Below are 25,247 nucleotides of genomic sequence, written 5' to 3'. Positions count from 1 at the left end.
TTGGCGTCAATCCTTGCGCCGGTAGATGCGCATCCAGCCATGTTCGGAGACGCCGGCAAGCTCATAGCCGGCATCCAGCTGGTCCAGTGTCAGCCTGGCGCCGTCCATGCCGGCGCGCTGCGGAGACAGCCCCCAGACCAGGACATAATCGACCCGGATGGTGCTACGCATACCGGCCATCAGGAACTCGTCGGTCGGCGGGGTCTCCGGATTGGCGCCGTTGCCGCGCAGATGGATGTAGGGATCGGCGTCGGGCCGGTAGCGCACCGGGAAGTTCGGCGTCGACGCCTGATAGATGTTCAGATCGACCAGCGGGCGGCTCGCCACGAAGCGTGACTGCGGATGGCCGACGAAGTTCAGGCGGAAGCTGTCCTGCAACCCGTCCGGGCTGGCCTTCCATCCGGTGAAGTCGAGCAGCAGCATGGTCCGCCCCGGCTCCAACTGCTGTGCCACGCTGTCGAACTCCGCCAGATAGCGGCTGTTCTGGTGGTTGTGGACCATGTTGATGACCAGCAGCCCGGCGGTTGCGGTTCCGGCGACTGCCACCGTCGCCCGGCGCAGCGCGCTCCAGTCGGTGGCCACCGCCAGCCACAGCATCAGCAGCAGGTAAGGGAAGATCTGGATGCGCTGCACCGCCAGCCCGCCGCCGGAGGTGCTGTTGGGAATGGCGTAGCTGAACAGCAGGACCAGCAGCGCTCCGGCCAGCATTCCGTTCAGAGCGCCATGCTGCGCAGCCATCCGTCCCTGCCGGCGGCGGAAGAGGAAGAGTGCCGCCGTGGCGAAGGGCAGCAGAGCCACCGGCAGGGCGAACGCCCCTTCCCAGCGCGTGTGCGACAGGATGACGTTGCCGTAGACCAGCATCTTGGTCCGGTACCAGAGGTCCGGCCCGAACTCCACCTTCTGCCCGGTGTTGCGCAGGATGAACAGCAGCGTCAGCGCAACGATGGGCAGTATTGCCGCCGCGAAGGCGGCGAAGGGCACCCACAGCCGGTTCGCCTCCGGCTTGTCCGATGTCCGCAGCCCCGACGATCCCAGGTGGCGACGCTCGCTCCACAGCACCCACATGCCGAACCCGCCCAGGCTCAGGCACAGCACGATCGCGGCGGTGAGGTGGGAGAAATAGGTTACCAGCCCCAGCAGGGTCATCGCCAGCGTCCGGCGCGGCGTCATCGTCGTCCAGTGGTGCAGCGCATAGCCCAGCGCGACGAACAGCCAGACCAGACTGAAGATGAAGTTGTACAGACCGAGATTGAGCGGCCAGGAGAAGACGAAGGGCAGGGCATACCAGGAGAGCGGCGCGTTGCGCGGATTGACCGCCGTCACCGCGTAGCGGAAGGCATAGGGAAGTCCGATCACATAGCCGGTCAGCAGAATCTTCTCGGCGGTATAGGGATCGAAGACCTGAAGCAGTGCCGCCAGGATCGGATAGATGAACCAGTTGGGCTCGCTGTGGAGGTTGAGCATGAAGTATTGGGACAGGATGGGGTCGGCGGTGTCCGCCGCCAGCACCGTCAGCAGGTGCGCCATCGCGACATGGACGCCACCGTCGCCGAAGCTGAGCCGCGGAATGCTCCACAATGCCAGCACCAGCAACGATACCGCACCCGCGAACAGAATCGCCTCGCGCGATTTGCTGGGTGCCGCTCCCAATGCGCCCGGTCCGAGGGCATCGGGTCTGAGACCGAACGCCGCCTCCCTTGAATGCACCATTCCGGTTCCTTATCCCCGCAGCCAGGAATGCGCCGAAAATCAGTGAATGCGGGGAACACTGAACCCTGCCGGAAAAGACTGTCCATTGATCTTCCGAACAGAGACCGGTCTGCGCTGGCCTTTTGGACAGTTGCTGTCGCTCGATTACTTGAAACGATTGACAACTTTTTCTTCCGCGTCCGCGATTTTGGGAGGGCTGCAACCGTCGGCGGCGTCTGCCGCTGGCAGGGGTGGGCGGTATTGCGGGTGGCAGGCAGCGGGGAATTGCGAAGGCCCTTGTGCTGTGACAGGGTGTCGGCACCTTCGCCAACCAGATCCGGCTCCAGCATCGGCATGCCCGCCCCCATCGAGGACATCATCGCCAAGGCGATCAAGGATGCCGACAAATCCTTCTTCAACGAGGATTATGCCAAGCAGGCGAAGGCGGTGACCGCCGCCCTGAAGAAGGCGGGGTACGAGGTGGCGCCGGTGAAGCCGCCGCCTGGGCTTGTCGAATGGGCGAAGGACAACATTCCGTTCGGTCGTCTTCGTCCCGCGGAATTGATTACACAGATGTACTCGATGATGGTCGAGAACGTGCGCCGCTTCGACAAGTAGCGCCGGCGCAAGCGCGGCGGTCCCGGACTGTCCTCATTGGCTGGTATTACCACAGGACCCGAAGGCCGTTTCTTTTCAGCCACTTCCCGCGCTGCGCCAAAATCGTCACACCAGCACTTTCGGCCACCCCCCGCCGTTGACTCGGATGCTGCGTGAGCGTAATTCATTGCGCCAACCAATAGGACGGGACAGCCGTCCCAAAAGGGCACGCACCACCCAGCCGCCGCGGCAATCGTCATGTTGCGCCGCGTCCGGCCGCGAACAGAGGACGACGCAATGGCAAACGGCAGCGGTCGGCCGCTCTCCCCGCACCTTCAAGTCTACAAACTCCCGTTGACCGCAGTCATGTCCATCACGCACCGCATCACGGGCGTCGGGCTGGCTGTGGGCACGCTTCTGCTGGTCTGGTGGCTGGTCGCCGCCGCTGCCGGTCCGGAAGCGTTTGCGCGCGCGCAGGGCTTCATCGGCTCCTTCTTCGGCCTGCTGCTGATGTTCGGCTGGTCGGCGGCGCTGTACTACCACCTGTGCAACGGCATCCGCCATCTGGTCTGGGACGCCGGCAAGTCGTTCGAGCTGACCGATGCCGACCGCAACAACAAGGTCGTCCTCGGCGCGACGGCAGTGCTGACCGTGCTGACCTGGATCGTCGGCCTGGCCGTGTGGTGAGGAGATAAGACATGGCGTCCAATAGCAAGACCCTCCGCTCGCCGTTGCAGGTCGCACGCGGTCTGGGTTCCGCCAAGCATGGCACCGAACATTGGTGGTCGCAGCGTCTGACCGCGATTGCCCTGGTCCCGCTGACCGTCTGGTTCGTCTTCGGCGTCATCCGTCATCTGGGTGCCGATCACGCCGCCTTCATTGCCTGGATGAAGTCGCCCTTCTCGGCCGTGATGATGATCCTCACCGCCGTGGTCACCTTCCACCACGCCCAGTCCGGGCTCCAGGTGGTCATCGAGGACTACGTGCATGCCGAATGGCAGAAGATGGCGCTGATCATCGGCGTCAAGTTCCTGTCCTTCGCCCTGGCGGCGGCCTGCGTGCTGGCCGTCGTGAAGATCTTCATCGGAGCCTAACGACCATGGCGACCGCCTACAACATCATCGACCACACCTATGACGTCGTCGTCGTCGGCGCCGGCGGCGCTGGTCTGCGCGCGACCTTCGGCATGGCCGAAAAGGGCCTGAAGACCGCCTGCATCACCAAGGTGTTCCCGACCCGCTCGCACACCGTGGCGGCGCAGGGCGGCATCTCGGCCGCTCTCGGCAACATGGGCGAGGACGACTGGCGCTACCACATGTACGACACCGTGAAGGGGTCGGACTGGCTGGGCGACCAGGACGCCATCGAGTACATGTGCCGCGAGGCCATCCCGGCGATCATCGAGCTGGAGCACTATGGCGTGCCCTTCTCGCGCACGCCGGAAGGCAAGATCTACCAGCGCGCCTTCGGCGGCATGACCGCGCAGTACGGCAAGACCCAGGCCTACCGCACCTGCGCCGCCGCCGACCGCACCGGCCACGCCATCCTGCACACCCTCTACCAGCAGTCGCTGAAGCACGAGGCGGAGTTCTTCGTCGAATACTTCGCGCTCGACCTCATCATGGAGGACGGCGTCTGCAAGGGCGTGCTGGCCTGGAACCTGGACGACGGCACGCTGCACCGCTTCCGCGGCCAGCTGGTGGTGCTGGCGACCGGCGGCTACGGCCGCGCCTACTTCTCGGCGACCTCGGCCCACACCTGCACCGGCGACGGCGGCGGCATGGTGCTGCGCGCCGGCCTGCCGCTGCAGGACATGGAGTTCGTGCAGTTCCACCCGACCGGCATCTACGGCTCCGGCTGCCTCATCACCGAGGGCGTGCGCGGCGAGGGCGGCTACCTGACCAACTCCAACGGCGAGCGCTTCATGGAGCGCTATGCCCCGTCGGCCAAGGATCTGGCGTCGCGCGACGTCGTGTCCCGCTCGATGACCATCGAGATCCGCGAAGGTCGCGGCGTGGGTGAGCACAAGGATCACATCCACCTGCACCTCGAGCACCTGCCGCCGGAGATCATCCACCAGCGCCTGCCCGGCATCGCCGAGACGGCCAAGATCTTCGCCGGCGTGGACGTCACGAAGGAGCCGATCCCGGTTCTGCCGACCGTCCACTACAACATGGGCGGCATCCCGACCAACGTTCACTGCGAGGTTCTGTCGCCGACCGCTTCGAACCCGGACCAAGTGGTGCCCGGCCTGATGGCGATCGGCGAGGCCGCCTGCGTGTCGGTGCACGGCGCCAACCGCCTGGGCTCCAACTCGCTGCTCGATCTGGTGGTGTTCGGCCGTGCGGCCGCCATCCGCGCCGCCGAGATCGTCCAGCCGGGCAAGGCTCCGTCGGTCAAGCCGGATGCTTGCGACAAGGCGCTGGAGCGGTTCGACCGCATCCGCAACGCCAAGGGCTCGATCAAGTCGGCCGACCTGCGGCTGGACATGCAGCGGACGATGCAGAACAACTGCGCCGTCTTCCGCACCGGCGAGGTCCTGGACGAGGGCGTCAAGAAGATCGACGCGGTCTATGCCAAGAAGGGCGAGATCGCCATCTCCGACCGTTCGCTGGTCTGGAACTCCGATCTGGTCGAGGCGCTGGAACTGGACAACCTGCTGGGTCAGGCGGTCGCCACCCTGCACTCCGCCCAGAACCGTCCGGAAAGCCGCGGCGCCCATGCCCGCGAGGACTATCCGAACCGCGACGACGAAGGCTGGATGAAGCACACCGTCATCTGGGTCGCGGACAATGGCGAGACGAAGATCGATTACCGCCCGGTCCACATGTACACCCTGACCGACGAGGTCGATGTCTTCCCGCCCAAGGCCCGCGTGTACTAAGGCCCGCCGGATAAAGGAAATCAGCCATGGTTGAATTCAACCTGCCAGCCAACTCCAAGGTCGGCGTCGGCAAGACCGTCAACGTCGCGAGCGGCGCCAAGCGGGCCAAGACCTTCAAGATCTACCGCTGGAACCCGGACGACGGCCAGAACCCGCGTGTCGACAGCTATGTGGTCGACCTCGACAAGTTCGGGCCGATGATCCTCGACGCGATCATCTACATCAAGAATCAGGTCGACAGCACGCTGACCTTCCGGCGCTCCTGCCGCGAGGGCATCTGCGGGTCGTGCGCGATGAACATCGACGGCACGAACACGCTGGCCTGCCTGAAGGCGATCGAGGACGTGCCGGGCGACGTCAAGATCTACCCGCTGCCGCACATGCCGGTGGTGAAGGATCTGGTCCCCGACCTGAATCACGTCTATGCCCAGCTCGCCTCGATCAAGCCGTGGCTGCAGTCGCAGTCCCCGGCCCCGAGCCGTGAGCGGCTGCAGTCGCCGGAGGACCGCGCCAAGCTGGACGGCCTCTACGAGTGCATCCTGTGCTTCTGCTGCTCGACCTCGTGCCCCAGCTACTGGTGGAACGGCGACCGGTATCTCGGCCCGTCGATCCTGCTCCAGGCCTATCGCTGGATCGCCGACAGCCGCGACGAGATGACGGGCGAGCGCCTCGACAACCTCGAGGACCCGTTCCGTCTCTATCGCTGCCACACCATCATGAACTGCACCAAGGCGTGCCCGAAGGGTCTCAACCCCGCCAAGGCCATCGCCGAGATCAAGAAGCTGATGGTTGCGCGCCGCTGATCGCGGGTAAGCGTTTGCGACATGGAAAAGGCGCCCCCTCGGGGGCGCCTTTTTCGTTTGTGCAGCTTCAGACGAAGTCCGGGTCGGTCGGTCGCGACGGCGGAAGGTCGTTGCCGGGAGCCGGGCTGTCGGTGGTGCCGGGGCCACCGGGATTGGGCAGGTCGGGGTTGTCGGTGCCCGGCAGATCGACGCCGGGAATGTCCTCGTGCGGGCCCGGGAAGGGGTTGGGCGGGGCGGCGCTGAGGCCGGGATCGGTGGTCGGCATGGGCTGCTCTCCCTCTGTTGGTCAGTCTCGGTTGCTCGCTCTCCCCTATCAACGGCCGAAGCCGCAATCCGCTCCATCGCACGGGACGATTGCGTGCGCACCGGTTGACCGATGGCGGCGAGGGGGTATGCTCTTCGGGAGATCACCAACGACGACGAACCACGAATGGGCGGTGCCGGCCGGCGGCGCCCAGCGTAGGGACACATTTTCTTTCTAGGGAAGGACCAAAATCATGGGCGGCATGGCAGGCCAGGCGTGGAGCTGGATCCAGGGCGAGTGGGTGGAAGGCAATCCGCCGATCGTCGGACCGCTGTCCCACACGCTGTGGCTCTCTTCGACGGTCTTCGACGGCGCGCGCGCCTTCCAGGGCGTGGCCCCCGACCTGGACCTGCACTGCGCCCGTGCCATCCGGTCCGCCCAGGTGATGGGGCTGGAGCCGATGGTCACCGCCGGTGAGATCGAAGAGCTGTGCTGGGACGGCATCCACCGCTTCCCCAAGGAGGCGGAGCTGTACATCCGTCCGATGTTCTACGCCGACGACGGCTTCGTCGCCCCGGCGCCGGAGAGCACGCGCTTCGTCCTGTCGATCTACGAGGACCCGCTGCCGCAGCCGACGGGTTTCGCTGCCTGCATCTCCACCCGCCGCCGGCCGATCCCGACCATGGCCCCGACCGAGGCCAAGGCCGCCTGCCTCTATCCCAACGCCGGCTTGGCGCTGACCGAGGCGCGCAAGCGCGGCTTCCAGAATGCCATCATGCTGGACGTCATCGGCAATGTGGCCGAGTTCGCCACGTCCAACATCTTCATCGCCAAGGACGGGGTGGTGCGCACGCCGGTGCCGAACGGCTGCTTCCTGAACGGCATCACCCGCCAGCGCATCATCGCCCTGCTGCGCAACCACGGCGTGACGGTGGAGGAATGCACCCTGACGCCGCAGGACGTTCTGGAGGCCGACGAGATCTTCTCCACTGGCAACCACGCCAAATGCGTGCCGGTGATCAAGGTGGAGGACCGCAGCCTCGCGGCAGGACCGCTGTTCCAGCGGGCGCGGGCGCTCTATTGGGAATATGCGTTCCGCTGAGCTATAGCGATCGGATTCACGCTTCAAATCGATGCCGATTTTATGCGATCCGATCGAGCAGCGCCACCGCCGCCCGGCGGTGATGGGCCAGCGTGGCGGCCAGCCGGGCCAGCCACGCGTCGGTCCCGCAGCTTGCGGCGGTCAGGGCGCCGCGGCGCCGGGCGGTGGCGAGGCGCGCTTCCGCCGCGAGCGTACTGTGCAGGCGGAGCGTTGCGGCGCGTTTGATCGCGTTGGCGCGGCTTGGCGTCATGGGTGCGGTGAAGGCTGTCCAAGTGGGCGGCACGGTCCATGGAATGGACGGTACCGCCTGTCGGGATGTGCGGTAAAGGGAAATTTTCCTAGGACTGAGCGGTGACCATGGAGGCGTCTACCCCCACGCTCACTGGCTTGCCCAGATGATCCGTGCCATCCAGGCGACGTCCGACATCGGGATGCTGCGGTCGGGGTGGGCCCGGTTGATCGACAGCAGTTCGATCTTGGTCGCCGTCTCGCGGATCAGCTGTTTGGCCATCACCTCGCCGCCCTTGGTGCGGACGACGACGCGGTCGTTGCGGCGGATCTGCGCGGCAGGCGAGACGATGATGGTGTCACCGTCGCGATAGACCGGCTCCATGCTGTCGCCGGAAATCTCCAGCGCATAGGCATGCGGGTCGCCCAGACTGGGGAACAGCAGCTCGTCCCAGCCGCTGCCGGCGGGGAAGCCGGCATCGTCGAAATAGCCGGCCGACCCGGCCTGGGCATAGCCGATCACCGGAACCCGCTGCAGCGGGGTGGTGCCGGTGCCGTCGCCGACCAGCGACACGAATTCCGACAAGGAAGCGCCGGTGGCGTCCAGCACCTTGGAGATGCTTTCCGTCGACGGCCAGCGCAGCTTGCCGTCGTTGGTGGTGCGCTTGCTCTTGTTGAAGGTGGTCGGGTCCAGTCCGGCGCGCCGCGCCAGCCCGGAGGCGGAGAGCCCGTGCTGTGCCGCGAGGCGGTCGATGGCCCGCCAGATGTCCGTATGTTTCAGCATGGGACGATAATCTCATAAAGCGGCGACAGCGTCCCTAGGAACTTTTTCATAAAACCATTGACCGCAGGCAATGGGCGGAACATAACGCAAACAGAAGACGCGGCTGCGACGTAGGTCCGGCGTCTCTCTTCTCAAAAAATCCGAAGCCGCAAGGAGACCAGCATGCTGCGTCCGGCCGCCCCCGTTTTGCCCGCAACCAGCGTTTCCCGGACCGTTCCGCTGAAGCCGGAGCCCTACAGCGTCGAGGGCCAGCCCTTTGCCGACGCGGAGGAGGCGTGGTTCTGGGCAGTGCAGGCGCATGACGCCAAGGCGGCTGGGGCGCGGATTACCGCCGGCTGTGGGCAGGTCGCGCGGCCCTGCGAGCCGCAGGACCTTCTTCAGGTGGTCGACCGCCTGTACCGGGCGCGCAAGCTGATGCGCGATCACCTGCATGTGCTGGTCCATTACGGCCGCCGCCAGAGCGCGCCGGAACTGGACCGGTTCCGCGAACAGCGGGCCCATTCGCTGTGGCAGGAGGCGTTCACCGTGATCGCCCCGGCGCTGCGCAAAAAAGGCATTGCGCGATGAGCGCGCCCCCCTGGACCGCGGCCTGGATCGTCTATCGCGGCGAAGCGCCCCTGTGGTGGCTGCGGTTGCTGAAGCCGGGCTTCCGCCATTGTCTGGCCCTGCTGACCGACGGGCGGCGCTGGGTGGCGGTCGATCCGCTGGCCGGCTTCACCGACATCGCGGTGCTGGACCTGCCCGCCGACTTCGACCTGCCGGGCTGGTACCGCGCCCAGGGGCTGACGGTCGACGCCGCCCCACTGTGCCGCCCGGCCGGCCCTGCCCCCTGGGGGCCCTTCACCTGCGTCGAGGCGGTCAAGCGCCTGATCGGCCTGCGTGCCCGCCGGGTGCTGACCCCCTGGCAACTGCACCGCCACCTGACTGGAGGAGACCGCACATGCCCGCATCCGCAGCCGTGAAACCGTCCGCTCGGCGGAAGGGTGACCTGTCGGAACCGGAAGCCCTGCTGGAGCGCTACCGCGTCGCCCGCGACCGGCGCAGCGTGTGGGAAAGCCATTGGCAGGAATGCTACGACCATGCGCTGCCCAATGGGAGGCCCTTCCGCGGCGGTGGCACGCCGGGCGAACGCCGGGTCGACCGGCTGTTCGACGGCACCGCCCCCGACGCGGTGGAGCAGCTGGCCGCCAGCCTGCTGTCGGAACTGACGCCGCCCTGGTCGCGCTGGTTCGGCTTCCAGCCCGGTCCCACCCTGACCGGAACGGAGCGCGACCGGGTCGCTCCGCTGCTCGACCGTGCCGCCGGTATCGTCCAGGCCCATTTCGACCGCTCCAACTTCGCAGTGGAGATTCATCAGTCCTTCCTCGACCTCGTCGCCGTCGGCACCGCCAGCCTCCTGATGGAGGAGGCGGCCCCCGGCGCCCCGTCCAGCCTGCGCTTCACCGCCGTGCCGCTGGCCGAAGCGGTTCTAGAGGAGGGGCCGGACGGACGGCTCGACGCCACCTTCCGCCGCAGCGAGGCGACGCTGGCCCAGATCCTTCAGCGCTTCCCCGGTGCCGACCTGCCGGACGAGCTGCGGAAGCAGGCGGCCGGGGATCCCGACAGCCGTTTCCCGCTGGTCGAGGCGGTGCTGCCCGACGGTACGGCCTATCGCTGGGGCGTGGTGCTGGACAGCGGGCTGGCCGAGCCGTCCTGGCTGGCACAGGGGCGCTTCGCCCAGTCGCCCTTCGTCAATTTCCGCTGGTTGAAAGCTCCTGGCGAGACTTATGGCCGCTCTCCGGTGATGAAGGCGCTGCCCGACATCAAGACCGCCAACAAGGTGGTGGAGTTGGTTCTGAAGAACGCCTCCATCGCCGTCACCGGCATCTGGCAGGCCGACGACGATGGGGTGCTGAACCCCACCACCATCCGGCTGGTGCCTGGCACCATCATCCCCAAGGCGGTCGGGTCCGCCGGCCTGACGCCGCTGGCCAACCCCGGCCGGTTCGACGTGTCGCAGCTGGTGCTGGACGATCTGCGTGGCCGCATCCGCCATGCGCTGCTGGTCGACCGGCTGGGGCCGGTGGAGTCGGCGCGGATGACCGCGACCGAAGTGCTGGAACGCTCGGTCGAGATGGCGCGGCTGCTGGGCGCCACCTATGGCCGCTTGCAGGCGGAGCTGATGACGCCGCTGGTGCTGCGTGCGGTGTCGATCCTGCGCCGGCGCGGCGAGATCCCCGACATCACGGTGGATGGCCGGCTGGTGGAGTTGCAGCACCGCTCCCCGCTTGCCCAGGCGCAGGCCCAGCGCGACGTGCAGGCGACCCTGCGCTGGCTGGACAGCGTCAAGGCGCTGGGACCGGAGGCGGAGGCCACGGTGGACGCGGCGGCGACCGCCCATTGGCTGGGCGAGGCCTTCGGCGTGCCGGCCAAGCTGATGCGGGCGCAGGTTGCCGGCGCCGGGCTGGACGCCGGAGCGGGTGCGGGTGGCTCCAATGGCTGACCGCCCGATGATCGAGCAGTCTGGCTGGGACTGGCTGGAGGCGACGCTTCCTGCCGATCCAGATACTACCGATCCACAAACCGCTGTGGCAGCGGACGCCGATCCGGCGCCCAGCTTCGCCCGCTGCTTCGCCGGACGTGACGGAGAGCGGGCGCTGGCGGTGCTGCGGGCGATGACGCTCGACCGCGCGCTGGGTCCCGACGCACCGGAAGCGGCGCTGCGTCACCTCGAAGGGCAGCGCCAGCTGGTCGCCACCATCCTCGCGCTGGTCGCGCGGGGACGGACCGGCTGACCGGCGGTATTGCCGACCTTTTTCCCTTCCTTGCAGGAGTTGATGATGGCCGACACTCTGCTGACCGAAACTGCTGCGCCCGTTCTGACCGATGCGGTCCCGGCGCTGCCGATCCCGGAGAAATTCCGCGATCCCAAGACCGGCGCCCTGCGTGTCGAGGCTCTGCTGAAATCCTATCTGGAACTGGAGCGCCGCCTGTCGTCGCAGGGGCAGTCCCGGCAGGCGCCGCCGGACACCGCATCCGAGTCCCCCTCGCAGACTGCTCCTTTCGATCCGACCACTCTTGATTTGGCCGCGCTCGACCCGGCACAGCGCCGTCGGCTGCTGGGCGCGCCCGAGACACCGGACGGTTACAGCATCGCCTGCGACCATGGCCTGTTCCAGCCCGATCCGGAAATCAACGGCCGCCTGCACGAAGCCGGCTACACCGCGGATCAGGCGCAGCTTCTCTACGATCTCGCCGCCGAGCGGATGGTGCCGCTGATCCAGACCATGGCCGCCGAATTCCAGGCGGAGCGTGAGGTCGAGCGGCTGGTCGCCCGGTTCGGCGGAGAGGAGCGCTGGCGCGAGGTGTCGCGGCAGCTGCTGGCCTGGGCCGGCAAGACCCTGCCTCCCGCCGCGGTGGAAGGGCTGGCGACCACCTACGAAGGTGTCATGGCGCTCTACGCGATGATGACCGGCAGCGAGCCCGCGGCGCTCTCGATGGCCGGCAAACGCGCGGGCGGCGGCGAGGGCGAGGCGGAGTTGCGCACCCTGATGCGCGACCCGCGCTATTGGCGGGAGCGCGATCCGGCGGTGATCGCCCGCGTCACCGAAGGCTTCCAGCGCCTTTATCCCGGCCAGGGGTGAGGTGAAGCGGTGCCGGCGGCCGCTCCCCCCGCTATTTCCCATGTGGCGGAGCGAACGGCCTCCGGACCGAAGGGCGGAGCAGAGACAAAGCGTCGCAGCATGCAACCTTCGTATGGGTTGGACAGACATATCTTGCGCGTGCGAAGAAAAATTGCGTTGCACGACTGAAATGAAGTCGTCACCTTCCCTTTCACATCACTAACCGTCCGTTTATCGAACGGACCAGAGAGCGACGCCAGGCCCGATGACGCTGCGCCGCAAGATCCGCTGGCTGACCTGGATCGGCCTGATCGGCTGCCTGACGGCGGCGATCCCCGCGCTCTACCTGCTGCGGCAGGGCATGATTGCCGAGCGGGGCCAGCTTGCCGCCGCCCTGGTGGAGTCCGCCGGGCTGCTTCTGCGGGATCTGGAACAGTCGGCGGCATCCGGTGCGATCTCCGGCGACGAGGCGCGCGACCGGGCGCGGACGGCCCTGCTGGCCCTGTCGGCCAAACCCTTTCATGTCAAACTTTTCACGGACGGCGTGGTCCCGCCGAACTGGCCGGCCATCGACCGCGCGGTGACGGCGGAGGGGCGGTTCGAAGCCTGGGGCTGGGCCATCGCCGCCGCCGGCGACATCGGCGACCTCGATCGCGATTTCCTGATCGAGGCGTCGGGCTTCCTGCTGTTCCTGGCGGCGTTGCTGGTGCTGAGCTGGCCGGGATCGCTGTTCCTGTCGCAGCATGTGGTTGGACCGCTGGAAGCGCTGTCGGACCGCATGCGGCTGCTGACGGAAGGGCGGACCGACATCGACATTCCCGGCCGCGAGCGCCGCGACGAATTCGGTGCGATGGCCCGCGCCATGGAATTCTTCCGCCGCTCCGCCATCGCCCTGATCGAGCGGGACGAGCGGCTGGCCGGCATCATGAACAATGTCGGCGAGGCGATCCTGCTGGTCGATGGCCGCGGCCGCATCGAGGAACACAACCCTGCCGCCGTCGCCCTGTTCGGCGTGTCTGCCGGGGACCTTTGCGGCCGACCGCTGTCCAGGCTGTTCGCTGCTTCCGACCGGGCGCGGATCGATGCGCTGCTGGCCGGTATGGCTGCCGACACCGGCGTGCCCGAGCCGGTGCGGGAGGAGGCGCTGGGGATCGACCGTGCCGGAAGCGGCGAGCGGATCGACGCTTCGCTCAGCGTGTCGCCGCTGGTGGTGCAGGGGCGGCGCGGCTTCGTCTGCGCGCTGGCCGACGTGACCGAGCGGGTGCGCCATGAACGTGAACTGATGCGGCTGGCCACCCGCGACCGGCTGACCGGCCTGCCCAACCGCGCGATGATCGAATCGCTGCTGGAAGCGGCGGTGGAGCGCAGCCGCCGGTACCGGCGCCCCTTTGCAGTGCTGTGCCTGGATCTGTCGCGCTTCAAGCTGATCACCGACACGCTGGGCCATCAGGCCGGCGACGCGCTGTTGCAGGAGGTTGCGCAACGGATCGTCGCCTCGGTGCGCGCCGCCGATCTGGTCGGCCGCATCGGCACCGACGATTTCGCCGTGTTGCTTGAGGAAATCCGCGACGCCGACGAGGCGGCGGCGATTGCCGGGCGCATCCTGGACGCCTTCGACGCGCCGGTCACCCTGCCGGGCTGCGAGCATTATGTCCGGCCGGCGGTCGGCATCGCGGTCTACCCGACCGATCTCGCCGGGGGCGGCGCCGCCGAGGGACACAAGGATGGCGACGACCCGCAGGCACTTCTGCGCGCGGCCGAGACGGCGCTCTACGCCGCCAAGCGGATGGGGGGACGCCGCCATGCCTTCTTCCGCCCGGAACTGGCCGAACAGGCGCGGCGTCAGCTGGCGCTGGACGGCGATCTGCGGGCGGCGCTGGCGCTGAAGCAGTTCCGCCTGCATTACCAGCCCAAGGTGTCGCTGATCGATTTCTCGCTGGAAGGCTTCGAGGCGCTGCTGCGCTGGGAGAAGCCGGGGGAGGGGCAAGCTCAGGGAACCATGATCCCGCCCGGCGAGTTCATCCCGGTGGCCGAGGAGACCGGCTTCATCGTCCCGCTCGGCGACTGGGTGCTGGACGAGGCCTGCCGCCAGATGCGCGAATGGCTCGATGCCGGGATGGAGCCGGTGCCGGTCGCCGTCAACATCTCGCCCAAGCATCTGCGCAACCGCAGCGCCGAGGATTTCCGCCGCATCATCGACCGTCACGGCCTGCCTCCCGGCCTGATCGAGCTGGAGATCACCGAAGGTGCGGTGATGCAGGATCTCGATCACGCGCTGGCGGTGCTGGCGGCATTGAAGGCGATGGGGATCCGGGTCGCGGTGGACGATTTCGGCACCGGCCATTCGTCCTTGAGCTATCTGAAGCGGCTGCCGATCACCACGCTGAAGATCGACCGCTCCTTCATCAACGGTGTGCCGAACGAGCGCGAGGACGCCGGCATCGTCTCCACCATCATCGCCATGGCCGACATGCTGGGCCTGCATGTGGTCGCCGAAGGGGTGGAGAAGACCGAGCAGGCCAACTTCCTGCGCCACCACAACTGCACCCAGGTCCAGGGCTGGCTGACCGGCCGCCCGGTGCCGGCCGACGCCGCCTGCCGTCTGCTGCTGGAGCGTCTGCGGCAGACGGCTGCGTTAGGGGCTGCCTGAAACCGGAACCGCCTTGCGCCGCGGGCGGGGGACCGTCAGTTCGGCCAGGGTGACCGGGCGGAAATTCCAGACATCGACGCCGACGTCGATCTGCCGGGGTTGCGGCTTCAACTGGCCGTGGCTGTGGCCGTGCAGGTTCAGCGCCTTGCGGTGCATGCCGTTCCAGGTGCGGAAGGCATAATGGCACATCACCAGATCGATGCCGTCCAGCGTCAGTTCGGCGTAATGCCCGACGCTGGCCCAGCCGGGCAGCGTCAGCGTTTCCGGGCCGTCGTTGTTGCCGGCGATCAGATGCTTGGTGCCGTTCAGCCGGCCGAGCAGGGCGGCCATGGCGTCTGGCTTCATGTGCAGGGCGAAATCGCCGAGGTGCCAGACCTCGTCGTCGGGGCCGACGGTGGCGTTCCAGTTCGCCTCCATCGCCGCGTCCATCTCGGCGGTGGATTCGAAGGGACGGCGGAAACGGCCGCGGGCGCCGCCATGGCCGAAATGGGTGTCGCTGGTGAAGTATACGGTCATCGATCGGTCAACGCCGGCGCGCCGCCGGCGGTTCCCGCAGTTGGGATCCTCCGTTGGGCGCGCCGCCGGATCCCAACTCAGTGCTTGTGATCGCCTGCTGCCGGGTCGAGGAAGCGGTGCAGGTGGACGATGTAGTAGCGGGTGTGGGCGTCGTCGATGGTCTGGCCGGTGGCGCCGCGCCATGCCTTGTAGGCGTCCTCATAGCTCGGGAAGATGCCGACGATGTGCAGCTTCGACGGATCGACGAACTGGTCCGAGTCCGGACGCACGAGTTCGCCGCCGAACACGAGGTGGAGGAGCTGTTTGTCGGGCATGGCGGGGTCCTTATAACCGGGGTGATTGGGGAGTTATGGCTGTCTTTGCGCCGGCAGGCCGGCTGATGCGTCGCATTCTCATATCCGTCGTCCGGGCGGCGCTTCAAGCCTGTTGACACATCCATCGACCTTTGCCACCACGGGACCGCGGCGTTTTCAGGATCAGGATAAAGAATCCGTCCATTTGCCGCAGATGACGGGGGCCGAAAACATGGCCGAACACTGCGAGGATCGAGCGATGGCAAGTGGTCATACCGCGACTCGGGAGAAACATCGACGGGAGCTGCGGGTCTGGGACCTGCCGACCCGCCTGTTTCATTGGGCGCTTGTCGCCGCGGTGGCGGCTGCGATTCTGTCTGCCGAGCTTGGTGTGCTTGCCGTTCATATGTTAGCGGGTGAAACAGTTCTGATCCTCGTGCTGTTTCGGCTGGTCTGGGGCGTGGTGGGCAGCCAGACCGCCCGCTTCGCCGAGTTCGTGAAGGGACCGGGGGCGATCCGCGACTATCTGAAGCGCTCCCGCGCGGGTGGGGAAGCCGCCTTCACCCTGGGCCACAACCCGCTGGGCGCGCTGATGGTGGTGGCGCTTCTCTTGGTGCTGCTGGTCCAGGCGGGCAGCGGCCTGTTCACCAGCGACGACATCCTGGTCGACGGTCCGCTGGTGCCGCTGGTATCCGGCGCCACGGTGGCGCTGCTCAGTTCGCTGCACCGGCTGCTCGCCAACGGCATCTTCGTGCTGATCGGGCTGCATGTGGCCGCGGTGTTCTTCTATCTGCTGGTCAGGAAGGACAATCTGATCCGTCCCATGCTCACCGGTCGCAAGCCCCTGCCGGCGCGGCTGGCGGCGACGGAGCCGCGCCGTGCCCCGGCGGCGCTGGCGCTGGCGATCCTGGCGGCGTCCGCCGGACTGGTCTTCCTGGTGCTGCGCACCGCCGGCTGAAGCCGCCGGCCGATCCTGCCGGGCTGGCCTGCCAGAACGCCCTCCGCCGCATATGCCATTGGTTGTGTGCGACAATGCGCCGTCTGGGGTTTGACGCCTTCCAGTCTAGAATGACTCTAGATTGATCCGCACAAAACGCCACGAAACCAATGATGCCGGCCCGATTTCCCGGATCGATCGACCTTTGCCTGGATAAAGCTTCAGGTTGTGGTGGGATGTCGGCCGGCCGGGGGACTGCCAGTCATGCACGCACACACCGGACACCGGCCGACCGCTGGACTCAAAAACCTTCTGGTCGCCGCCACCGCCGCCTTGGGCATCCTTGCCGCCAGCGCCGGCACCGCGCCGGCCGCCGATCCGTCAGTCGCCAATCCGCCGGCTGCGGGTGGCGACGCCCTGATGGGCCGGGCGCGCGAGCTGTTCAAGCCGTTGCCCGCCACCCTGCCCGTGGTCCGCAACAACGCGGTCACCCGCGAGAAGATCGAACTGGGCAAGATGCTGTTCTTCGATCCGCGCCTGTCGGCCAGCGGCATCTTCTCCTGCAACAGCTGCCACAATCTGGGGCTCGGTGGCGTCGACGGGCTGGAAACCTCGGTCGGCCATGGCTGGCAGAAAGGGCCGCGCAACGCGCCGACCGTGCTGAACGCCGTGCTGAACATCGCCCAGTTCTGGGACGGCCGCGCCGAAGACCTGAAGGCCCAGGCGAAGGGGCCGATCCAGGCCGGCGTGGAGATGAACAGCACGCCCGACCGCGTGATGGCGGTGCTGAACAGCATTCCCGCCTATCAGGCCAAATTCGCCGACGCCTTCCCGAACGAGAAGACCCCTGTCAGCTTCGACAATGTCGCCATGGCGATCGAGGCGTTCGAAGCGACGCTGACCACCCCCGCCGCTCCGTTCGACCAGTATCTGGATGGCAAGGCCGACGCGCTGACCGACACGCAGAAGGCCGGTCTGGAGCTGTTCATCGACAAAGGCTGTTCCGGTTGCCACAACGGCGTCAACGTCGGCGGCCACGATTACTTCCCCTTCGGTGTCGTGACCAAGCCGGGGGCGGAGATCCTGCCGCCGGGCGACAAGGGCCGCTTCGCTGTCACCAAGACCGCCGACGACGAGTATGTTTTCCGCGCGCCCACCCTGCGCAACGTCGCGCTGACCGCCCCTTACTTCCATTCCGGCAAGGTGTGGGACCTGCGCCAGGCGGTCGCGGTGATGGGGTCGAGCCAACTCGGCGCCACCCTGTCCGACCAGGAGATCGACAAGATCACCGCTTTCCTTATCGCATTGACCGGCCAGCAGCCGCGTGTCGACTACCCGCTGATGCCGGCCAGCACCCCAGCCACGCCGCAACCCGTCTTCAAGTAAGTCCTGTCCCGAAGAAACCCCGGAAAAAGAAAAAGCCCTTCCCACGGCGGGCGGGGAAGGGCTTTTCCGTCGGAAGCGCCGCTTATTCGGAACGGTAGCGTTGGTGGCAGGCCTTGCAGCTGTCGGCCATCGCGCCGAACGCCTTGGCCGTCGCGGCCTTGTCGCCGGAAGCGGCAGCGACCTTCAGGGCCTGGGCGGAGGCCTGGAGGCCCTGCGCCTTGGCGGTGAAATCGGGGAAGTTGGCCCAGATCACTTCCTTGGCCGCCGTTTTGCCCTTGTCGGAGCCGGGCGGGAACAGGCTGGGGATTTTGGCGGCGAAGGCGTCGATGCGATATCGGTGACCGGACCGATGGCGGCGAGGTCGCCCTTGCCCACCGCGTCCTTGATCTCGCCCATCGCCTTCTTGTAGTCCTCGAACCCGGCCTTGCGGGTCTGGATCACGTCCTGGGCCAGAGCAACGCCGCCGTTCAGCATCAGCGCGGCCGATGCCGCAAGCACGATACGGGAAAACACGGTTCTCATCCCTTCGTTGAATTTTGTCCCCAACGCCAGACCTTACACACCGCAACGCCAAAGCTGTCAAGTGAAGCGGCCATGGCGCTGCCGTGCCGTCATGGCGTTCATTTGTGCTGTAAGAAATAATGCTGCGAAGGGTCGGGAGCGGGATTTGCCGGGGCTGCGGGTTCAATCCGCGGACGGTTGGAAATACCCGCGGGCACGGTCCGGTACAGCACAGCCACAGGGCGGAAAAACCGCCGAACCGCACGGCTTTCACCGGCCGACCGGCCTTGCAACCGGGGTAGAGCGGAAGTAAGGTCCGGCCTCGCGCCTTCCACCCGGAGGGGCAGGCGTCTCGACGACGTCTCCGCCACACCGTCTCCATAGCCCTGAGGGGGCCCATCGCCATGTCGATCATCGCGTCCCGCCTGTCCCGCATCAAGCCGTCGCCGACCATCGCCGTGACCAACAAAGCCCGCGAACTGAAAGCGGCCGGTCGCGACGTCATCGGCCTGGGTGCCGGCGAGCCGGACTTCGATACCCCCGACAACATCAAGGCCGCCGCCATCAAGGCGATCGAGTCCGGTGACACCAAATACACCGCGGTGGACGGCACGCCCGCTCTGAAGAAGGCGATCTGCGCCAAGTTCGAGCGCGAGAACGGCCTGAAGTACACGCCGGAGCAGATCACCGTCGGCGTCGGCGGCAAGCAGGTGCTGTACAACGCCCTGATGGCGACGCTGAACCAGGGCGACGAGGTCATCATCCCGGCGCCCTACTGGGTCAGCTATCCGGACATGGTCGAACTGGCGGAAGGCACGCCGGTTGCCGTTTCCTGCCCGGCCGAGCAGGGCTTCAAGCTGCAGCCCGCCGATCTGGAAAAGGCGATCACGCCGAAGACCAAGTGGCTGATCCTGAACTCGCCGTCGAACCCGTCGGGTGCGGCCTACACCCGCGCCGAGATGAAGGCGCTGACCGACGTGCTGGTCAAGCATCCGCATGTCTGGGTGATGACCGACGACATGTACGAGCACCTGCTCTATGACGACCTGGAGTTCGTCACCCCGGCCCAGGTCGAACCGTCGCTGTACGACCGCACCCTGACCGTCAACGGCGTGTCGAAGTCCTACGCGATGACCGGCTGGCGCATCGGCTATGCCGGCGGCCCGAAGGAACTGATCAAGGCCATCGGCGTCATCCAGAGCCAGTCGACCTCCAACCCGACCTCCATCGCCCAGGCCGCCGCCGTCGAGGCGCTGAACGGTCCGCAGGACTTCATCAAGGAGCGTGGCGAGGCCTTCCGCCAGCGCCGCGATCTGGTGGTGTCGATGCTGAACCAGGCCAAGGGCCTGCATTGCCCGAAGCCGGAAGGCGCCTTCTACGTCTATCCGTCCTGCGCCGGCACCATCGGCAAGACGACCCCGGACGGCAAGGTGATCGAGACCGACGAGGATTTCGTGACCTACCTGCTGGAGTCCGAAGGCGTTGCCGTCGTCCAGGGTTCGGCCTTCGGCCTTGCCCCGCACTTCCGCATCTCCTACGCGACCTCGACGGAAGCGCTGGAAGAGGCGTGCAAGCGCATCCAGCGCGCCTGCGGCAACCTGCGCGACTGATCGCGTCCGCAGGACCTGAACAAGGAAAAGGGCCGGCTCCGCAAGGGGCCGGCCCTTTTCCTTTGGGCGCTACTTCGCGGCGATCATCCTGTCGCGATCATCCTGTCGATGGCGCCGAGCGTGAATTTCAGCACCGCTTCGTCGGCCAGCTTGCCGTCCTTGATCTTCTCGCCGACGCCGCCGATCACCACCTGGGGGCCGCCCAGCAGCTTGGCCGGAAGCGCCAGCAGCGTGTCGTTCACCTGCTGGTGCGCCCGCACGCCGCCGGTGAAGGCGGGGGAGTTGGAGATGACCAGCACCGGCTTGCCGATCAGTGCCGACTTGCCATAGGGGCGCGAGGCCCAGTCCAGCGCGTTCTTCAGCACGCCCGGCATGCCGTAATTGTATTCCGGCGTGACGATGACGACGCCGTCGGCGTCGGCAATGGCCTGACGGAAGGCATGCACCTCCGCTGGGGCGTCGGGCGTATCGATGTCCTGATCGTAGAGCGGCAGGCGCAGGTCGCGGATGTCCATGCTGGCGCCGGCCGGCAGGGCGTCCTGCAATCCGCGCAGGATGGCCAGCGAGTTGGAGTTGCTGCGCAGGCTGCCGGGCAGGCCCAGCAGTTTGGCACGCACCGTTGCATCGGTCATGAAGCGGTTGCCTTTCCTGTAGTCTTCGGTCCGTTTTCTTACGGGCAATTGCCGGTCCCGGTCCAGTCGATGGAGTTGCGGGACGGACACAATGGCGCTGAAATGGTCGGTGCAGGCCCGGCTTTCCAACAGGTCCAGCTTTTTCCAAGAGGACATGGCCGCGTTGCCATCGGGGCAAGCCCGGAAGGGCAGTTCGTCCCGGCTGTGACCATCTTGGGCTGCGACTGTTGATTGGCTGGATGACTACCCACTTAGAGGCCACACAAAGGGTAGGACGCGCCACCGTGCGCGGCCATCGGATTCGGGCTTCGGTTCTGACGGACCGGAAAAAAGGGGAGGCGACATGGCGACGCGGCGACTGGATCGGGACGATCACGTCCGGAAACATCTGGCGCTGATGCTGCAGGAATGGCAGGAGATGACCGGCCGCGACATGGCGACCGCCACTGCCGACCAGCGGCTTCAGCAGTGCACCACCCTGCTGATCGATCTGCTGGGCGAGGCGGAACGCGCCGACGAAGCCGCCATGGCGGAAGTCTGAAGACATCGCCTCATCCGAAGGCACCATATCGACGGTTGCAGGAGCGACCCCGACCCCGGCGGGGGGAGCCGCCCCTGACCGATGCGACGGCCTTACTGGGGCGCCATGCGGATGGCGCCGTCCAGACGGATGACGTCGCCGTTCAGCATCTCGTTCTCCAAGATGTGCGGACTGTAACTTTCAAGCACGGCACATAACACGCACCCGTTGAATTTCCTTGGGTTCTCGACTTTCTTCGGCACAATGCGTAACATTGCGTCATGCTACCAAACGCGACGCTTGTTACCCAATTTGTTACCCGCGCCACGCCCAGGAAGTCCGATCATGCCCAAGGTGAAGTTGACCACGAAGACCGTGGAGCACGCCAAGCCCCCAGCACCGGGGGCACGCCTCGAACTCTTCGACGTCTCAATGCCGGGGTTCGGCCTTCGAGTTGGGGATGCGAACAAGTCGTGGTTCGTGTTCTATCGCCATGAGGGGAAACAGAAGCGTCTCACCCTCGGCCATTATCCGGCCCTTGACCTGGGCAAGGCACGGGAGAAGGCGGCTACCGTTCTGGAAGCCGTCGAAGCTGGCATTGATCCTGCGGCGGAGAAGAAGGCCGCCAAGGTGCAGGCGAAGGCGGCCGAGGCGCAGAAGGAGGCAACAGGTTACTTTCCTGGCTCTTTCGGTGGTTTGGCTGATCTCTACTTCCGGCAGGAATGCCCGTCTCTGCGCAGAGGGAAGGAGGTGGAAGCCATCGTCAGGCGGGAGGTGCTCCCTTCATGGAAGGACAGGGCTCTCGTCGATCTGCGTCGCCGCGATCTGGTGTCGCTGCTGGATCCGATCACCTCCGCTGGCCATATCCAGAAGGCGCACAAAGTCCGGGAGATCACCCTCCGCATCGTGAATTGGGGCGTTGACCGCGGCGACTTGGAGGCGAACGCTCTTGCGAGCCCTAGCCGCGGGCGAAAGCGCGGCGGCTCCCTCCAGCGCCAGAGCCGGGACCGTGTGCTTACCTATGAGGAATTGCGGGACATCTGGCTTGCGTGCGACGAGATCTCGGGAACTTTCCCAGACATGGTGAAGGTGCTCATGCTGACCGGTCAGCGGCGCGACGAAGTGAGCGGGATGCAGCGCGCCGAGCTGGACCTGGATGCGGGCGTCTGGACGATCCCCTCTGACCGGTACAAGACCGGGATCGTCCATGTCGTGCCCCTAGTGCCGGCAGCGTGCCAGATCATCAAGCGGCAGGCCCGCGTCTCCGACAAATTCGTGTTTACCACTGTGCCGGAGGCCGGGTTCACCGGCTATAGCTGGGCAAAGGCGGTGCTGGACAAGAAGATTAACGAGCGCCGTCGGGAATCGGGCGTGGAGGACATCCCCCGGTGGACGCTGCACGACCTGCGTCGCACGCTCCGCACCGGGCTGTCCGAATTGCGCATTGGAAGCGATGTCGCTGAACGCGTCATCGGGCACGTTATCGGCGGCGTGCGTGGGGTTTATGATCGGCATTCATATATGGAAGAAAAGAAGGACGCCTTGGAAAAATGGGCGTCCGTAGTGCTTGACGCAGTCAAGTCTAAGGTTCGTGACGCTCCATGAAATCAACAATTTTATCAAGACTTTCGATTAACGAATATCCATACCCCCCTCTCAGCCCGAGTTCTCCAGAGAGAAGCCTTAACTTGACCAGTGCATCGCCGTAAGTTGCAGGGGTGGCTTTGTGGATTGCGCAAGCCAAATCAGACGCCCGATCTGGATCGGCATTTTCTATGGCGCGCTCGGCATCCGCAAATGTCAGCCCGATCCTGGGGAGTTCGGAAGTTACAGGAATCGGAGGCGGTTTCTCGTTTTCCACCAGAGTGGGCTTGCGCTCTGGCGGATCGGGGATATTCTCGGGTTCGATCTTCATGGGCTTGCTGTAGCCTCCGTGTGGATCGCGTCGCGATCTGGTTTCGTATGGATCCGGATCGGACATGGCGCCCAGCTGCTCCAACAGCTGGGCGCTTGTCGTTTCCGGAGTGACGGGAACGTATGCTGAACAAACTTAAGCCGTACCTCGAGCCCCGTCACCCCCTTTCCAAAAACGCGAGTCGGCCGCATCCATCTCAAGCAGCGCCGCCCGCACCTCGCATTGAGCTGCGTCATTGAGCAGCATGGCGACCGACGCGGCCGACAGCTTGCCGGCCAGCGCCAGGGCATCGGCCCGGTCGTTGGCGGCGCGCTGACGGAGCTGACCCGGCGTCAGATGGTCGACGTAGAGACCGACTTGCGGGGCATAGCAGTCCTTGCCACCGCCGATTACGGCGGTATGCTCTTTCGTGATCATCGTTGCTTCCTACGGCTTCGGGTGATCGTCTGGGCTGGGTGACCAGCTTGGACAGGGCGCCCGCCTGTTGACGCAGGCGGGCGCCCATCAGCTGCGGTTAGGCGGCCTGGAGTTCATCGATCAGAGTCGGAGACACAAGGCATGTCGCGGCCGAGCGGAAGCCGCCGCGATCCGAGCGGTAGTCGGCCGGCAGATCGATGCCGCGCTTCGCGAAGGCGGCGCGCGTGTTTTCCCAGGTGGCATCGAACTCCGGCGTGCCATAGGCGCGCGGATCGTGAACCAGAACGCGACCAGCGCCGAGGATCGCAGCGCTCACCCGCAGCAAGCCGGCGGTGTCGCTCACCAGATCGTGGAGCGCCTTATCGGCACCTTCCGTCATCGCATGCGCACGGCCAGTATCTTCGGTGGCGTGCAGCAGCACCAGCAAATCGGCCCAGCAAGCCTCCATCTCGGCCGGGGCCGTACCCTTATCGAGCATTGCCTGCTTGTACGGGGAAAAGTCGATGTTCGCGACCTTGATGCCCATGCTCATGCTCCTCAGTGTTTGCGCCCTTTGGGGGCGCGGGTGATTGCCGCTATCCCGGTCACGAGACTGGCAATGCCAGCCAAGTCGGGGGTGGCAAAGCTGTGCTTCCGAAGCTTTTTCTTGGCGTCGTCGACGCGGCGATAGATTGTGCTTGGCGCAAATCCGTGCCGGTCCGAAAACTCAACTACAGATTCCCCTGCGCCGATGCCGACCAGCGCTTCTGCCTCGGCTGGCGTGGTGCCCAGCGCTTGACGCACTGCGGCGCCGACCTCGGATAGGTCTTCGCCGAACCGAGCGGTCGCAATGATGGCGGTGCCCGGAGACTGGCCCGTGCTGATCGCCATGATCAGAGGATCCTGTCGAACGCGGCGAATGGGGACGTAGGCCGCGGGGACAACGCCGCTCGCAACGCTCTGGATGGCGTGCCTCAGCACGAGATCGTCGCAAGCGTCCGTCGCGCCGATCCCGTTCCCATCGACACTCAGCAGCCCATTCGCGAGGCCCAGCATTTCGAGGAAGCTGGAATTGGCGTGCAGGATGCTGCCTGTCCGGTCAACCAGCGCTACCGCAAGCCCCAGGCTATCAAGCGCCCACTCAAGCCCTCGGATTTCCTGGCGCAGGCGAAGCATGCGCATAACGCCCGTGCAAGTTTCCAATCCATGGAAATAGTGCTCAAGCCCGGCAACTTTCATGTCGAGGCGCGCCTGTACACTGACGCCATTATCTAGGCGAAAGTGGGATACAAGCATCTTGCCCCATTTGTAATTATTTACCCAATCAAGATTTGGGCTGTTCTCTCGAACCTCAATTGCACGACGAAGCCACTTTTCGGGAGTTTCTTTTGCCACCGGATTTCCGGTCATCCCCCTGTCCAACAACCGCCAAAACAGAGATGAGTAAGTGTCGTCATGATTGTAATCGCAGCAAGGCATCAGCTGCCGCTGCGCGTGGTTGGCAAGCAGAATGCGGTCGTCGCTGCTGAATGCCACCACAGCGCCGCCCGCCGCATCCGTGACGCGAACGATTTCGGCTATCGGGGCCGGCAGGTCGTCGATGCGATCGAGGAAGGACATGGCAGTGCTCTTTGGTCGCTCTCAACCCAAGCTAACATTACGGTAATAGAGGGGACACATAATTTTATGGCAATTGAAAGATGATCCCAACCAAACGAGGCGCATACTCGGGTAATCTTCCCTTTTCAACTTTCTACCACTAAAGAAATAGACGTCAATAATTTTAATGATACAGTGATATTTTCTTGATATGCGGGAAAGAAATGACTCATTTTCTACGATACTATTCTCGGGAGCCATCTTTTCATCGAAAAAATGTTATTTCAGGATCATTCGATCCGGAGCGAGGCGGCCGGCTGTGATCTACCCTACGGGAATCACCTAACTGCAACCTGCCG

At 65.7% G+C, this 25,247-nt stretch carries 30 protein-coding genes; 17 read left to right on the top strand and 13 right to left on the bottom strand.

Going from position 1 to position 25,247, the window contains the following annotated elements; all coding sequences use genetic code 11:
* Nucleotides 1–6: 6 nt before the first annotated feature.
* A complete protein-coding gene (locus ABNQ39_RS11700) occupies nt 7–1,710 on the bottom strand; it encodes a hypothetical protein (protein WP_376957774.1) in 1,704 nt (567 codons plus the stop codon).
* A 333-nt stretch (nt 1,711–2,043) separates the two neighbouring features.
* On the opposite strand from ABNQ39_RS11700, the gene ABNQ39_RS11695 reads away from it, so the two are divergent.
* From ABNQ39_RS11695 to ABNQ39_RS11675, 5 genes are all read left to right on the top strand, one after another.
* A complete protein-coding gene (locus tag ABNQ39_RS11695) occupies nt 2,044–2,307 on the top strand; it encodes a hypothetical protein (RefSeq protein ID WP_014248979.1) in 264 nt (87 codons plus the stop codon).
* Nucleotides 2,308–2,583: 276 nt separating this feature from the next.
* The gene (gene sdhC / locus ABNQ39_RS11690; protein WP_098738833.1) at nt 2,584–2,973 is read left to right on the top strand and encodes a succinate dehydrogenase, cytochrome b556 subunit; all 390 of its coding nucleotides are present in this window, start codon (nt 2,584–2,586) and stop codon (nt 2,971–2,973) included.
* Between the two features lie 11 nt (nt 2,974–2,984).
* Nucleotides 2,985–3,380 (top strand): succinate dehydrogenase, hydrophobic membrane anchor protein, encoded by a 396-nt coding sequence (sdhD, locus tag ABNQ39_RS11685; protein WP_098738834.1) that lies wholly within the window; start codon nt 2,985–2,987, stop codon nt 3,378–3,380.
* 5 nt (nt 3,381–3,385) lie between these two features.
* Nucleotides 3,386–5,170 carry a succinate dehydrogenase flavoprotein subunit gene (sdhA, locus tag ABNQ39_RS11680; protein WP_376957773.1) on the top strand — a complete coding sequence of 595 codons (1,785 nt, stop codon included), beginning with the start codon at nt 3,386–3,388 and terminating at the stop codon, nt 5,168–5,170.
* A gap of 26 nt (nt 5,171–5,196) precedes the next feature.
* Nucleotides 5,197–5,973 carry a succinate dehydrogenase iron-sulfur subunit gene (locus tag ABNQ39_RS11675; protein WP_376957772.1) on the top strand — a complete coding sequence of 259 codons (777 nt, stop codon included), beginning with the start codon at nt 5,197–5,199 and terminating at the stop codon, nt 5,971–5,973.
* 67 nt (nt 5,974–6,040) lie between these two features.
* On the opposite strand, the gene ABNQ39_RS11670 is transcribed toward ABNQ39_RS11675, so the two are convergent.
* The gene (locus tag ABNQ39_RS11670; protein ID WP_376957771.1) at nt 6,041–6,238 is read right to left on the bottom strand and encodes a hypothetical protein; all 198 of its coding nucleotides are present in this window, start codon (nt 6,236–6,238) and stop codon (nt 6,041–6,043) included.
* Between the two features lie 232 nt (nt 6,239–6,470).
* Here ABNQ39_RS11670 and ABNQ39_RS11665 point away from each other — a divergent pair, with 232 nt between their 5' ends.
* The gene (locus ABNQ39_RS11665; RefSeq protein WP_376957770.1) at nt 6,471–7,319 is read left to right on the top strand and encodes a branched-chain amino acid aminotransferase; all 849 of its coding nucleotides are present in this window, start codon (nt 6,471–6,473) and stop codon (nt 7,317–7,319) included.
* Nucleotides 7,320–7,359: 40 nt separating this feature from the next.
* Here ABNQ39_RS11665 and ABNQ39_RS11660 read toward each other — a convergent pair whose 3' ends face one another.
* Together ABNQ39_RS11660 and ABNQ39_RS11655 are read right to left on the bottom strand one after the other, a co-directional pair.
* Entirely contained in the window at nt 7,360–7,569 is a 210-nt protein-coding gene (locus tag ABNQ39_RS11660) for a hypothetical protein (RefSeq protein ID WP_376957769.1), read from the bottom strand.
* A gap of 129 nt (nt 7,570–7,698) precedes the next feature.
* The gene (locus ABNQ39_RS11655) at nt 7,699–8,331 is read right to left on the bottom strand and encodes a S24 family peptidase (RefSeq protein ID WP_376957768.1); all 633 of its coding nucleotides are present in this window, start codon (nt 8,329–8,331) and stop codon (nt 7,699–7,701) included.
* A gap of 162 nt (nt 8,332–8,493) precedes the next feature.
* On the opposite strand from ABNQ39_RS11655, the gene ABNQ39_RS11650 reads away from it, so the two are divergent.
* The 6 genes from ABNQ39_RS11650 to ABNQ39_RS11625 all read left to right on the top strand — a co-directional run bounded on the left by ABNQ39_RS11650 (nt 8,494) and on the right by ABNQ39_RS11625 (nt 14,583).
* Nucleotides 8,494–8,898 carry a hypothetical protein gene (locus tag ABNQ39_RS11650; protein ID WP_376957767.1) on the top strand — a complete coding sequence of 135 codons (405 nt, stop codon included), beginning with the start codon at nt 8,494–8,496 and terminating at the stop codon, nt 8,896–8,898.
* Nucleotides 8,895–9,293, top strand: coding sequence for a hypothetical protein (locus ABNQ39_RS11645; RefSeq protein ID WP_376957766.1), 399 nt, complete (start codon nt 8,895–8,897; stop codon nt 9,291–9,293). The genes ABNQ39_RS11650 and ABNQ39_RS11645 overlap by 4 nt, the downstream gene beginning before the upstream one ends.
* A complete protein-coding gene (locus tag ABNQ39_RS11640) occupies nt 9,272–10,813 on the top strand; it encodes a portal protein (protein ID WP_376957765.1) in 1,542 nt (513 codons plus the stop codon). The genes ABNQ39_RS11645 and ABNQ39_RS11640 overlap by 22 nt, the downstream gene beginning before the upstream one ends.
* Nucleotides 10,806–11,105: a hypothetical protein gene (locus tag ABNQ39_RS11635; RefSeq protein WP_376957764.1), complete on the top strand. Its 300-nt coding sequence runs from the start codon at nt 10,806–10,808 to the stop codon at nt 11,103–11,105. The genes ABNQ39_RS11640 and ABNQ39_RS11635 overlap by 8 nt, the downstream gene beginning before the upstream one ends.
* A 45-nt stretch (nt 11,106–11,150) precedes the next feature.
* Nucleotides 11,151–11,954, top strand: coding sequence for a capsid assembly protein (locus ABNQ39_RS11630; RefSeq protein ID WP_376959780.1), 804 nt, complete (start codon nt 11,151–11,153; stop codon nt 11,952–11,954).
* Between the two features lie 244 nt (nt 11,955–12,198).
* Nucleotides 12,199–14,583: an EAL domain-containing protein gene (locus ABNQ39_RS11625; protein WP_376957763.1), complete on the top strand. Its 2,385-nt coding sequence runs from the start codon at nt 12,199–12,201 to the stop codon at nt 14,581–14,583.
* Here the strand turns inward: ABNQ39_RS11625 and ABNQ39_RS11620 are convergent.
* A complete protein-coding gene (locus ABNQ39_RS11620; protein WP_376957762.1) occupies nt 14,569–15,099 on the bottom strand; it encodes a metallophosphoesterase family protein in 531 nt (176 codons plus the stop codon). The genes ABNQ39_RS11625 and ABNQ39_RS11620 overlap by 15 nt on opposite strands.
* A 77-nt stretch (nt 15,100–15,176) precedes the next feature.
* Nucleotides 15,177–15,413 (bottom strand): DUF4170 domain-containing protein, encoded by a 237-nt coding sequence (locus ABNQ39_RS11615; RefSeq protein WP_098738845.1) that lies wholly within the window; start codon nt 15,411–15,413, stop codon nt 15,177–15,179.
* Nucleotides 15,414–15,606: 193 nt separating this feature from the next.
* Between ABNQ39_RS11615 and ABNQ39_RS11610 the strand changes: the two genes are divergently transcribed.
* Entirely contained in the window at nt 15,607–16,350 is a 744-nt protein-coding gene (locus ABNQ39_RS11610) for a cytochrome b/b6 domain-containing protein (protein WP_376959779.1), read from the top strand.
* A gap of 243 nt (nt 16,351–16,593) precedes the next feature.
* On the top strand, nt 16,594–17,715 hold the full coding sequence (locus ABNQ39_RS11605; RefSeq protein WP_376957761.1) for a cytochrome-c peroxidase: 1,122 nt from the start codon (nt 16,594–16,596) through the stop codon (nt 17,713–17,715).
* An 82-nt stretch (nt 17,716–17,797) separates the two neighbouring features.
* Here the strand turns inward: ABNQ39_RS11605 and ABNQ39_RS11600 are convergent, their stop codons facing one another.
* A complete protein-coding gene (locus ABNQ39_RS11600; RefSeq protein WP_376959778.1) occupies nt 17,798–18,013 on the bottom strand; it encodes a c-type cytochrome in 216 nt (71 codons plus the stop codon).
* The gene (locus tag ABNQ39_RS11595; protein WP_376959794.1) at nt 17,965–18,261 is read right to left on the bottom strand and encodes a hypothetical protein; all 297 of its coding nucleotides are present in this window, start codon (nt 18,259–18,261) and stop codon (nt 17,965–17,967) included. The genes ABNQ39_RS11600 and ABNQ39_RS11595 overlap by 49 nt, the downstream gene beginning before the upstream one ends.
* Nucleotides 18,262–18,620: 359 nt before the next feature.
* Between ABNQ39_RS11595 and ABNQ39_RS11590 the strand changes: the two genes are divergently transcribed.
* Nucleotides 18,621–19,826, top strand: a complete 1,206-nt coding sequence (locus tag ABNQ39_RS11590; protein WP_098738848.1) for an aspartate transaminase — start codon at nt 18,621–18,623, stop codon at nt 19,824–19,826.
* Between the two features lie 83 nt (nt 19,827–19,909).
* On the opposite strand, the gene ABNQ39_RS11585 is transcribed toward ABNQ39_RS11590, so the two are convergent.
* Nucleotides 19,910–20,458, bottom strand: a complete 549-nt coding sequence (locus tag ABNQ39_RS11585) for an NADPH-dependent FMN reductase (protein ID WP_109051872.1) — start codon at nt 20,456–20,458, stop codon at nt 19,910–19,912.
* Between the two features lie 343 nt (nt 20,459–20,801).
* Between ABNQ39_RS11585 and ABNQ39_RS11580 the strand changes: the two genes are divergently transcribed.
* A complete protein-coding gene (locus tag ABNQ39_RS11580) occupies nt 20,802–20,999 on the top strand; it encodes a hypothetical protein (protein WP_174473558.1) in 198 nt (65 codons plus the stop codon).
* Nucleotides 21,000–21,323: 324 nt separating this feature from the next.
* The gene (locus ABNQ39_RS11575) at nt 21,324–22,583 is read left to right on the top strand and encodes a tyrosine-type recombinase/integrase (RefSeq protein ID WP_376957760.1); all 1,260 of its coding nucleotides are present in this window, start codon (nt 21,324–21,326) and stop codon (nt 22,581–22,583) included.
* Here the strand turns inward: ABNQ39_RS11575 and ABNQ39_RS11570 are convergent.
* The 4 genes from ABNQ39_RS11570 to ABNQ39_RS11555 form a co-directional block, all read right to left on the bottom strand.
* Nucleotides 22,561–22,893 carry a hypothetical protein gene (locus ABNQ39_RS11570; RefSeq protein WP_376957759.1) on the bottom strand — a complete coding sequence of 111 codons (333 nt, stop codon included), beginning with the start codon at nt 22,891–22,893 and terminating at the stop codon, nt 22,561–22,563. The genes ABNQ39_RS11575 and ABNQ39_RS11570 overlap by 23 nt on opposite strands.
* A gap of 135 nt (nt 22,894–23,028) precedes the next feature.
* Nucleotides 23,029–23,310 (bottom strand): hypothetical protein, encoded by a 282-nt coding sequence (locus ABNQ39_RS11565; protein WP_376957758.1) that lies wholly within the window; start codon nt 23,308–23,310, stop codon nt 23,029–23,031.
* Between the two features lie 97 nt (nt 23,311–23,407).
* The gene (locus ABNQ39_RS11560; RefSeq protein WP_376957757.1) at nt 23,408–23,836 is read right to left on the bottom strand and encodes a hypothetical protein; all 429 of its coding nucleotides are present in this window, start codon (nt 23,834–23,836) and stop codon (nt 23,408–23,410) included.
* A gap of 11 nt (nt 23,837–23,847) precedes the next feature.
* Nucleotides 23,848–24,909, bottom strand: coding sequence for a PAS domain-containing protein (locus ABNQ39_RS11555; RefSeq protein WP_376957756.1), 1,062 nt, complete (start codon nt 24,907–24,909; stop codon nt 23,848–23,850).
* Nucleotides 24,910–25,247: the final 338 nt, after the last annotated feature.

The sequence above is a fragment of the Azospirillum sp. A26 genome (assembly GCF_042604635.1).
In the GTDB taxonomy this organism is placed as follows: domain Bacteria; phylum Pseudomonadota; class Alphaproteobacteria; order Azospirillales; family Azospirillaceae; genus Azospirillum; species Azospirillum palustre.
The sequence above is the reverse complement of the archived record's forward strand: the minus strand, read 5'-3'. Positions and strand labels throughout refer to the sequence as shown.

Coding starts and splice junctions, on each gene's coding strand:
- ABNQ39_RS11700 (WP_376957774.1), bottom strand. CDS start 1,710: ATGGTGCATTCAAGGGAGGCGGCGTTCGGTCTCAGACCCGATGCCCTC.
- ABNQ39_RS11695 (WP_014248979.1), top strand. CDS start 2,044: ATGCCCGCCCCCATCGAGGACATCATCGCCAAGGCGATCAAGGATGCC.
- sdhC (WP_098738833.1), top strand. CDS start 2,584: ATGGCAAACGGCAGCGGTCGGCCGCTCTCCCCGCACCTTCAAGTCTAC.
- sdhD (WP_098738834.1), top strand. CDS start 2,985: ATGGCGTCCAATAGCAAGACCCTCCGCTCGCCGTTGCAGGTCGCACGC.
- sdhA (WP_376957773.1), top strand. CDS start 3,386: ATGGCGACCGCCTACAACATCATCGACCACACCTATGACGTCGTCGTC.
- ABNQ39_RS11675 (WP_376957772.1), top strand. CDS start 5,197: ATGGTTGAATTCAACCTGCCAGCCAACTCCAAGGTCGGCGTCGGCAAG.
- ABNQ39_RS11670 (WP_376957771.1), bottom strand. CDS start 6,238: ATGCCGACCACCGATCCCGGCCTCAGCGCCGCCCCGCCCAACCCCTTC.
- ABNQ39_RS11665 (WP_376957770.1), top strand. CDS start 6,471: ATGGGCGGCATGGCAGGCCAGGCGTGGAGCTGGATCCAGGGCGAGTGG.
- ABNQ39_RS11660 (WP_376957769.1), bottom strand. CDS start 7,569: ATGACGCCAAGCCGCGCCAACGCGATCAAACGCGCCGCAACGCTCCGC.
- ABNQ39_RS11655 (WP_376957768.1), bottom strand. CDS start 8,331: ATGCTGAAACATACGGACATCTGGCGGGCCATCGACCGCCTCGCGGCA.
- ABNQ39_RS11650 (WP_376957767.1), top strand. CDS start 8,494: ATGCTGCGTCCGGCCGCCCCCGTTTTGCCCGCAACCAGCGTTTCCCGG.
- ABNQ39_RS11645 (WP_376957766.1), top strand. CDS start 8,895: ATGAGCGCGCCCCCCTGGACCGCGGCCTGGATCGTCTATCGCGGCGAA.
- ABNQ39_RS11640 (WP_376957765.1), top strand. CDS start 9,272: ATGCCCGCATCCGCAGCCGTGAAACCGTCCGCTCGGCGGAAGGGTGAC.
- ABNQ39_RS11635 (WP_376957764.1), top strand. CDS start 10,806: ATGGCTGACCGCCCGATGATCGAGCAGTCTGGCTGGGACTGGCTGGAG.
- ABNQ39_RS11630 (WP_376959780.1), top strand. CDS start 11,151: ATGGCCGACACTCTGCTGACCGAAACTGCTGCGCCCGTTCTGACCGAT.
- ABNQ39_RS11625 (WP_376957763.1), top strand. CDS start 12,199: ATGACGCTGCGCCGCAAGATCCGCTGGCTGACCTGGATCGGCCTGATC.
- ABNQ39_RS11620 (WP_376957762.1), bottom strand. CDS start 15,099: ATGACCGTATACTTCACCAGCGACACCCATTTCGGCCATGGCGGCGCC.
- ABNQ39_RS11615 (WP_098738845.1), bottom strand. CDS start 15,413: ATGCCCGACAAACAGCTCCTCCACCTCGTGTTCGGCGGCGAACTCGTG.
- ABNQ39_RS11610 (WP_376959779.1), top strand. CDS start 15,607: ATGACGGGGGCCGAAAACATGGCCGAACACTGCGAGGATCGAGCGATG.
- ABNQ39_RS11605 (WP_376957761.1), top strand. CDS start 16,594: ATGCACGCACACACCGGACACCGGCCGACCGCTGGACTCAAAAACCTT.
- ABNQ39_RS11590 (WP_098738848.1), top strand. CDS start 18,621: ATGTCGATCATCGCGTCCCGCCTGTCCCGCATCAAGCCGTCGCCGACC.
- ABNQ39_RS11585 (WP_109051872.1), bottom strand. CDS start 20,458: ATGACCGATGCAACGGTGCGTGCCAAACTGCTGGGCCTGCCCGGCAGC.
- ABNQ39_RS11580 (WP_174473558.1), top strand. CDS start 20,802: ATGGCGACGCGGCGACTGGATCGGGACGATCACGTCCGGAAACATCTG.
- ABNQ39_RS11575 (WP_376957760.1), top strand. CDS start 21,324: ATGCCCAAGGTGAAGTTGACCACGAAGACCGTGGAGCACGCCAAGCCC.
- ABNQ39_RS11570 (WP_376957759.1), bottom strand. CDS start 22,893: ATGAAGATCGAACCCGAGAATATCCCCGATCCGCCAGAGCGCAAGCCC.
- ABNQ39_RS11565 (WP_376957758.1), bottom strand. CDS start 23,310: ATGATCACGAAAGAGCATACCGCCGTAATCGGCGGTGGCAAGGACTGC.
- ABNQ39_RS11560 (WP_376957757.1), bottom strand. CDS start 23,836: ATGGGCATCAAGGTCGCGAACATCGACTTTTCCCCGTACAAGCAGGCA.
- ABNQ39_RS11555 (WP_376957756.1), bottom strand. CDS start 24,909: ATGTCCTTCCTCGATCGCATCGACGACCTGCCGGCCCCGATAGCCGAA.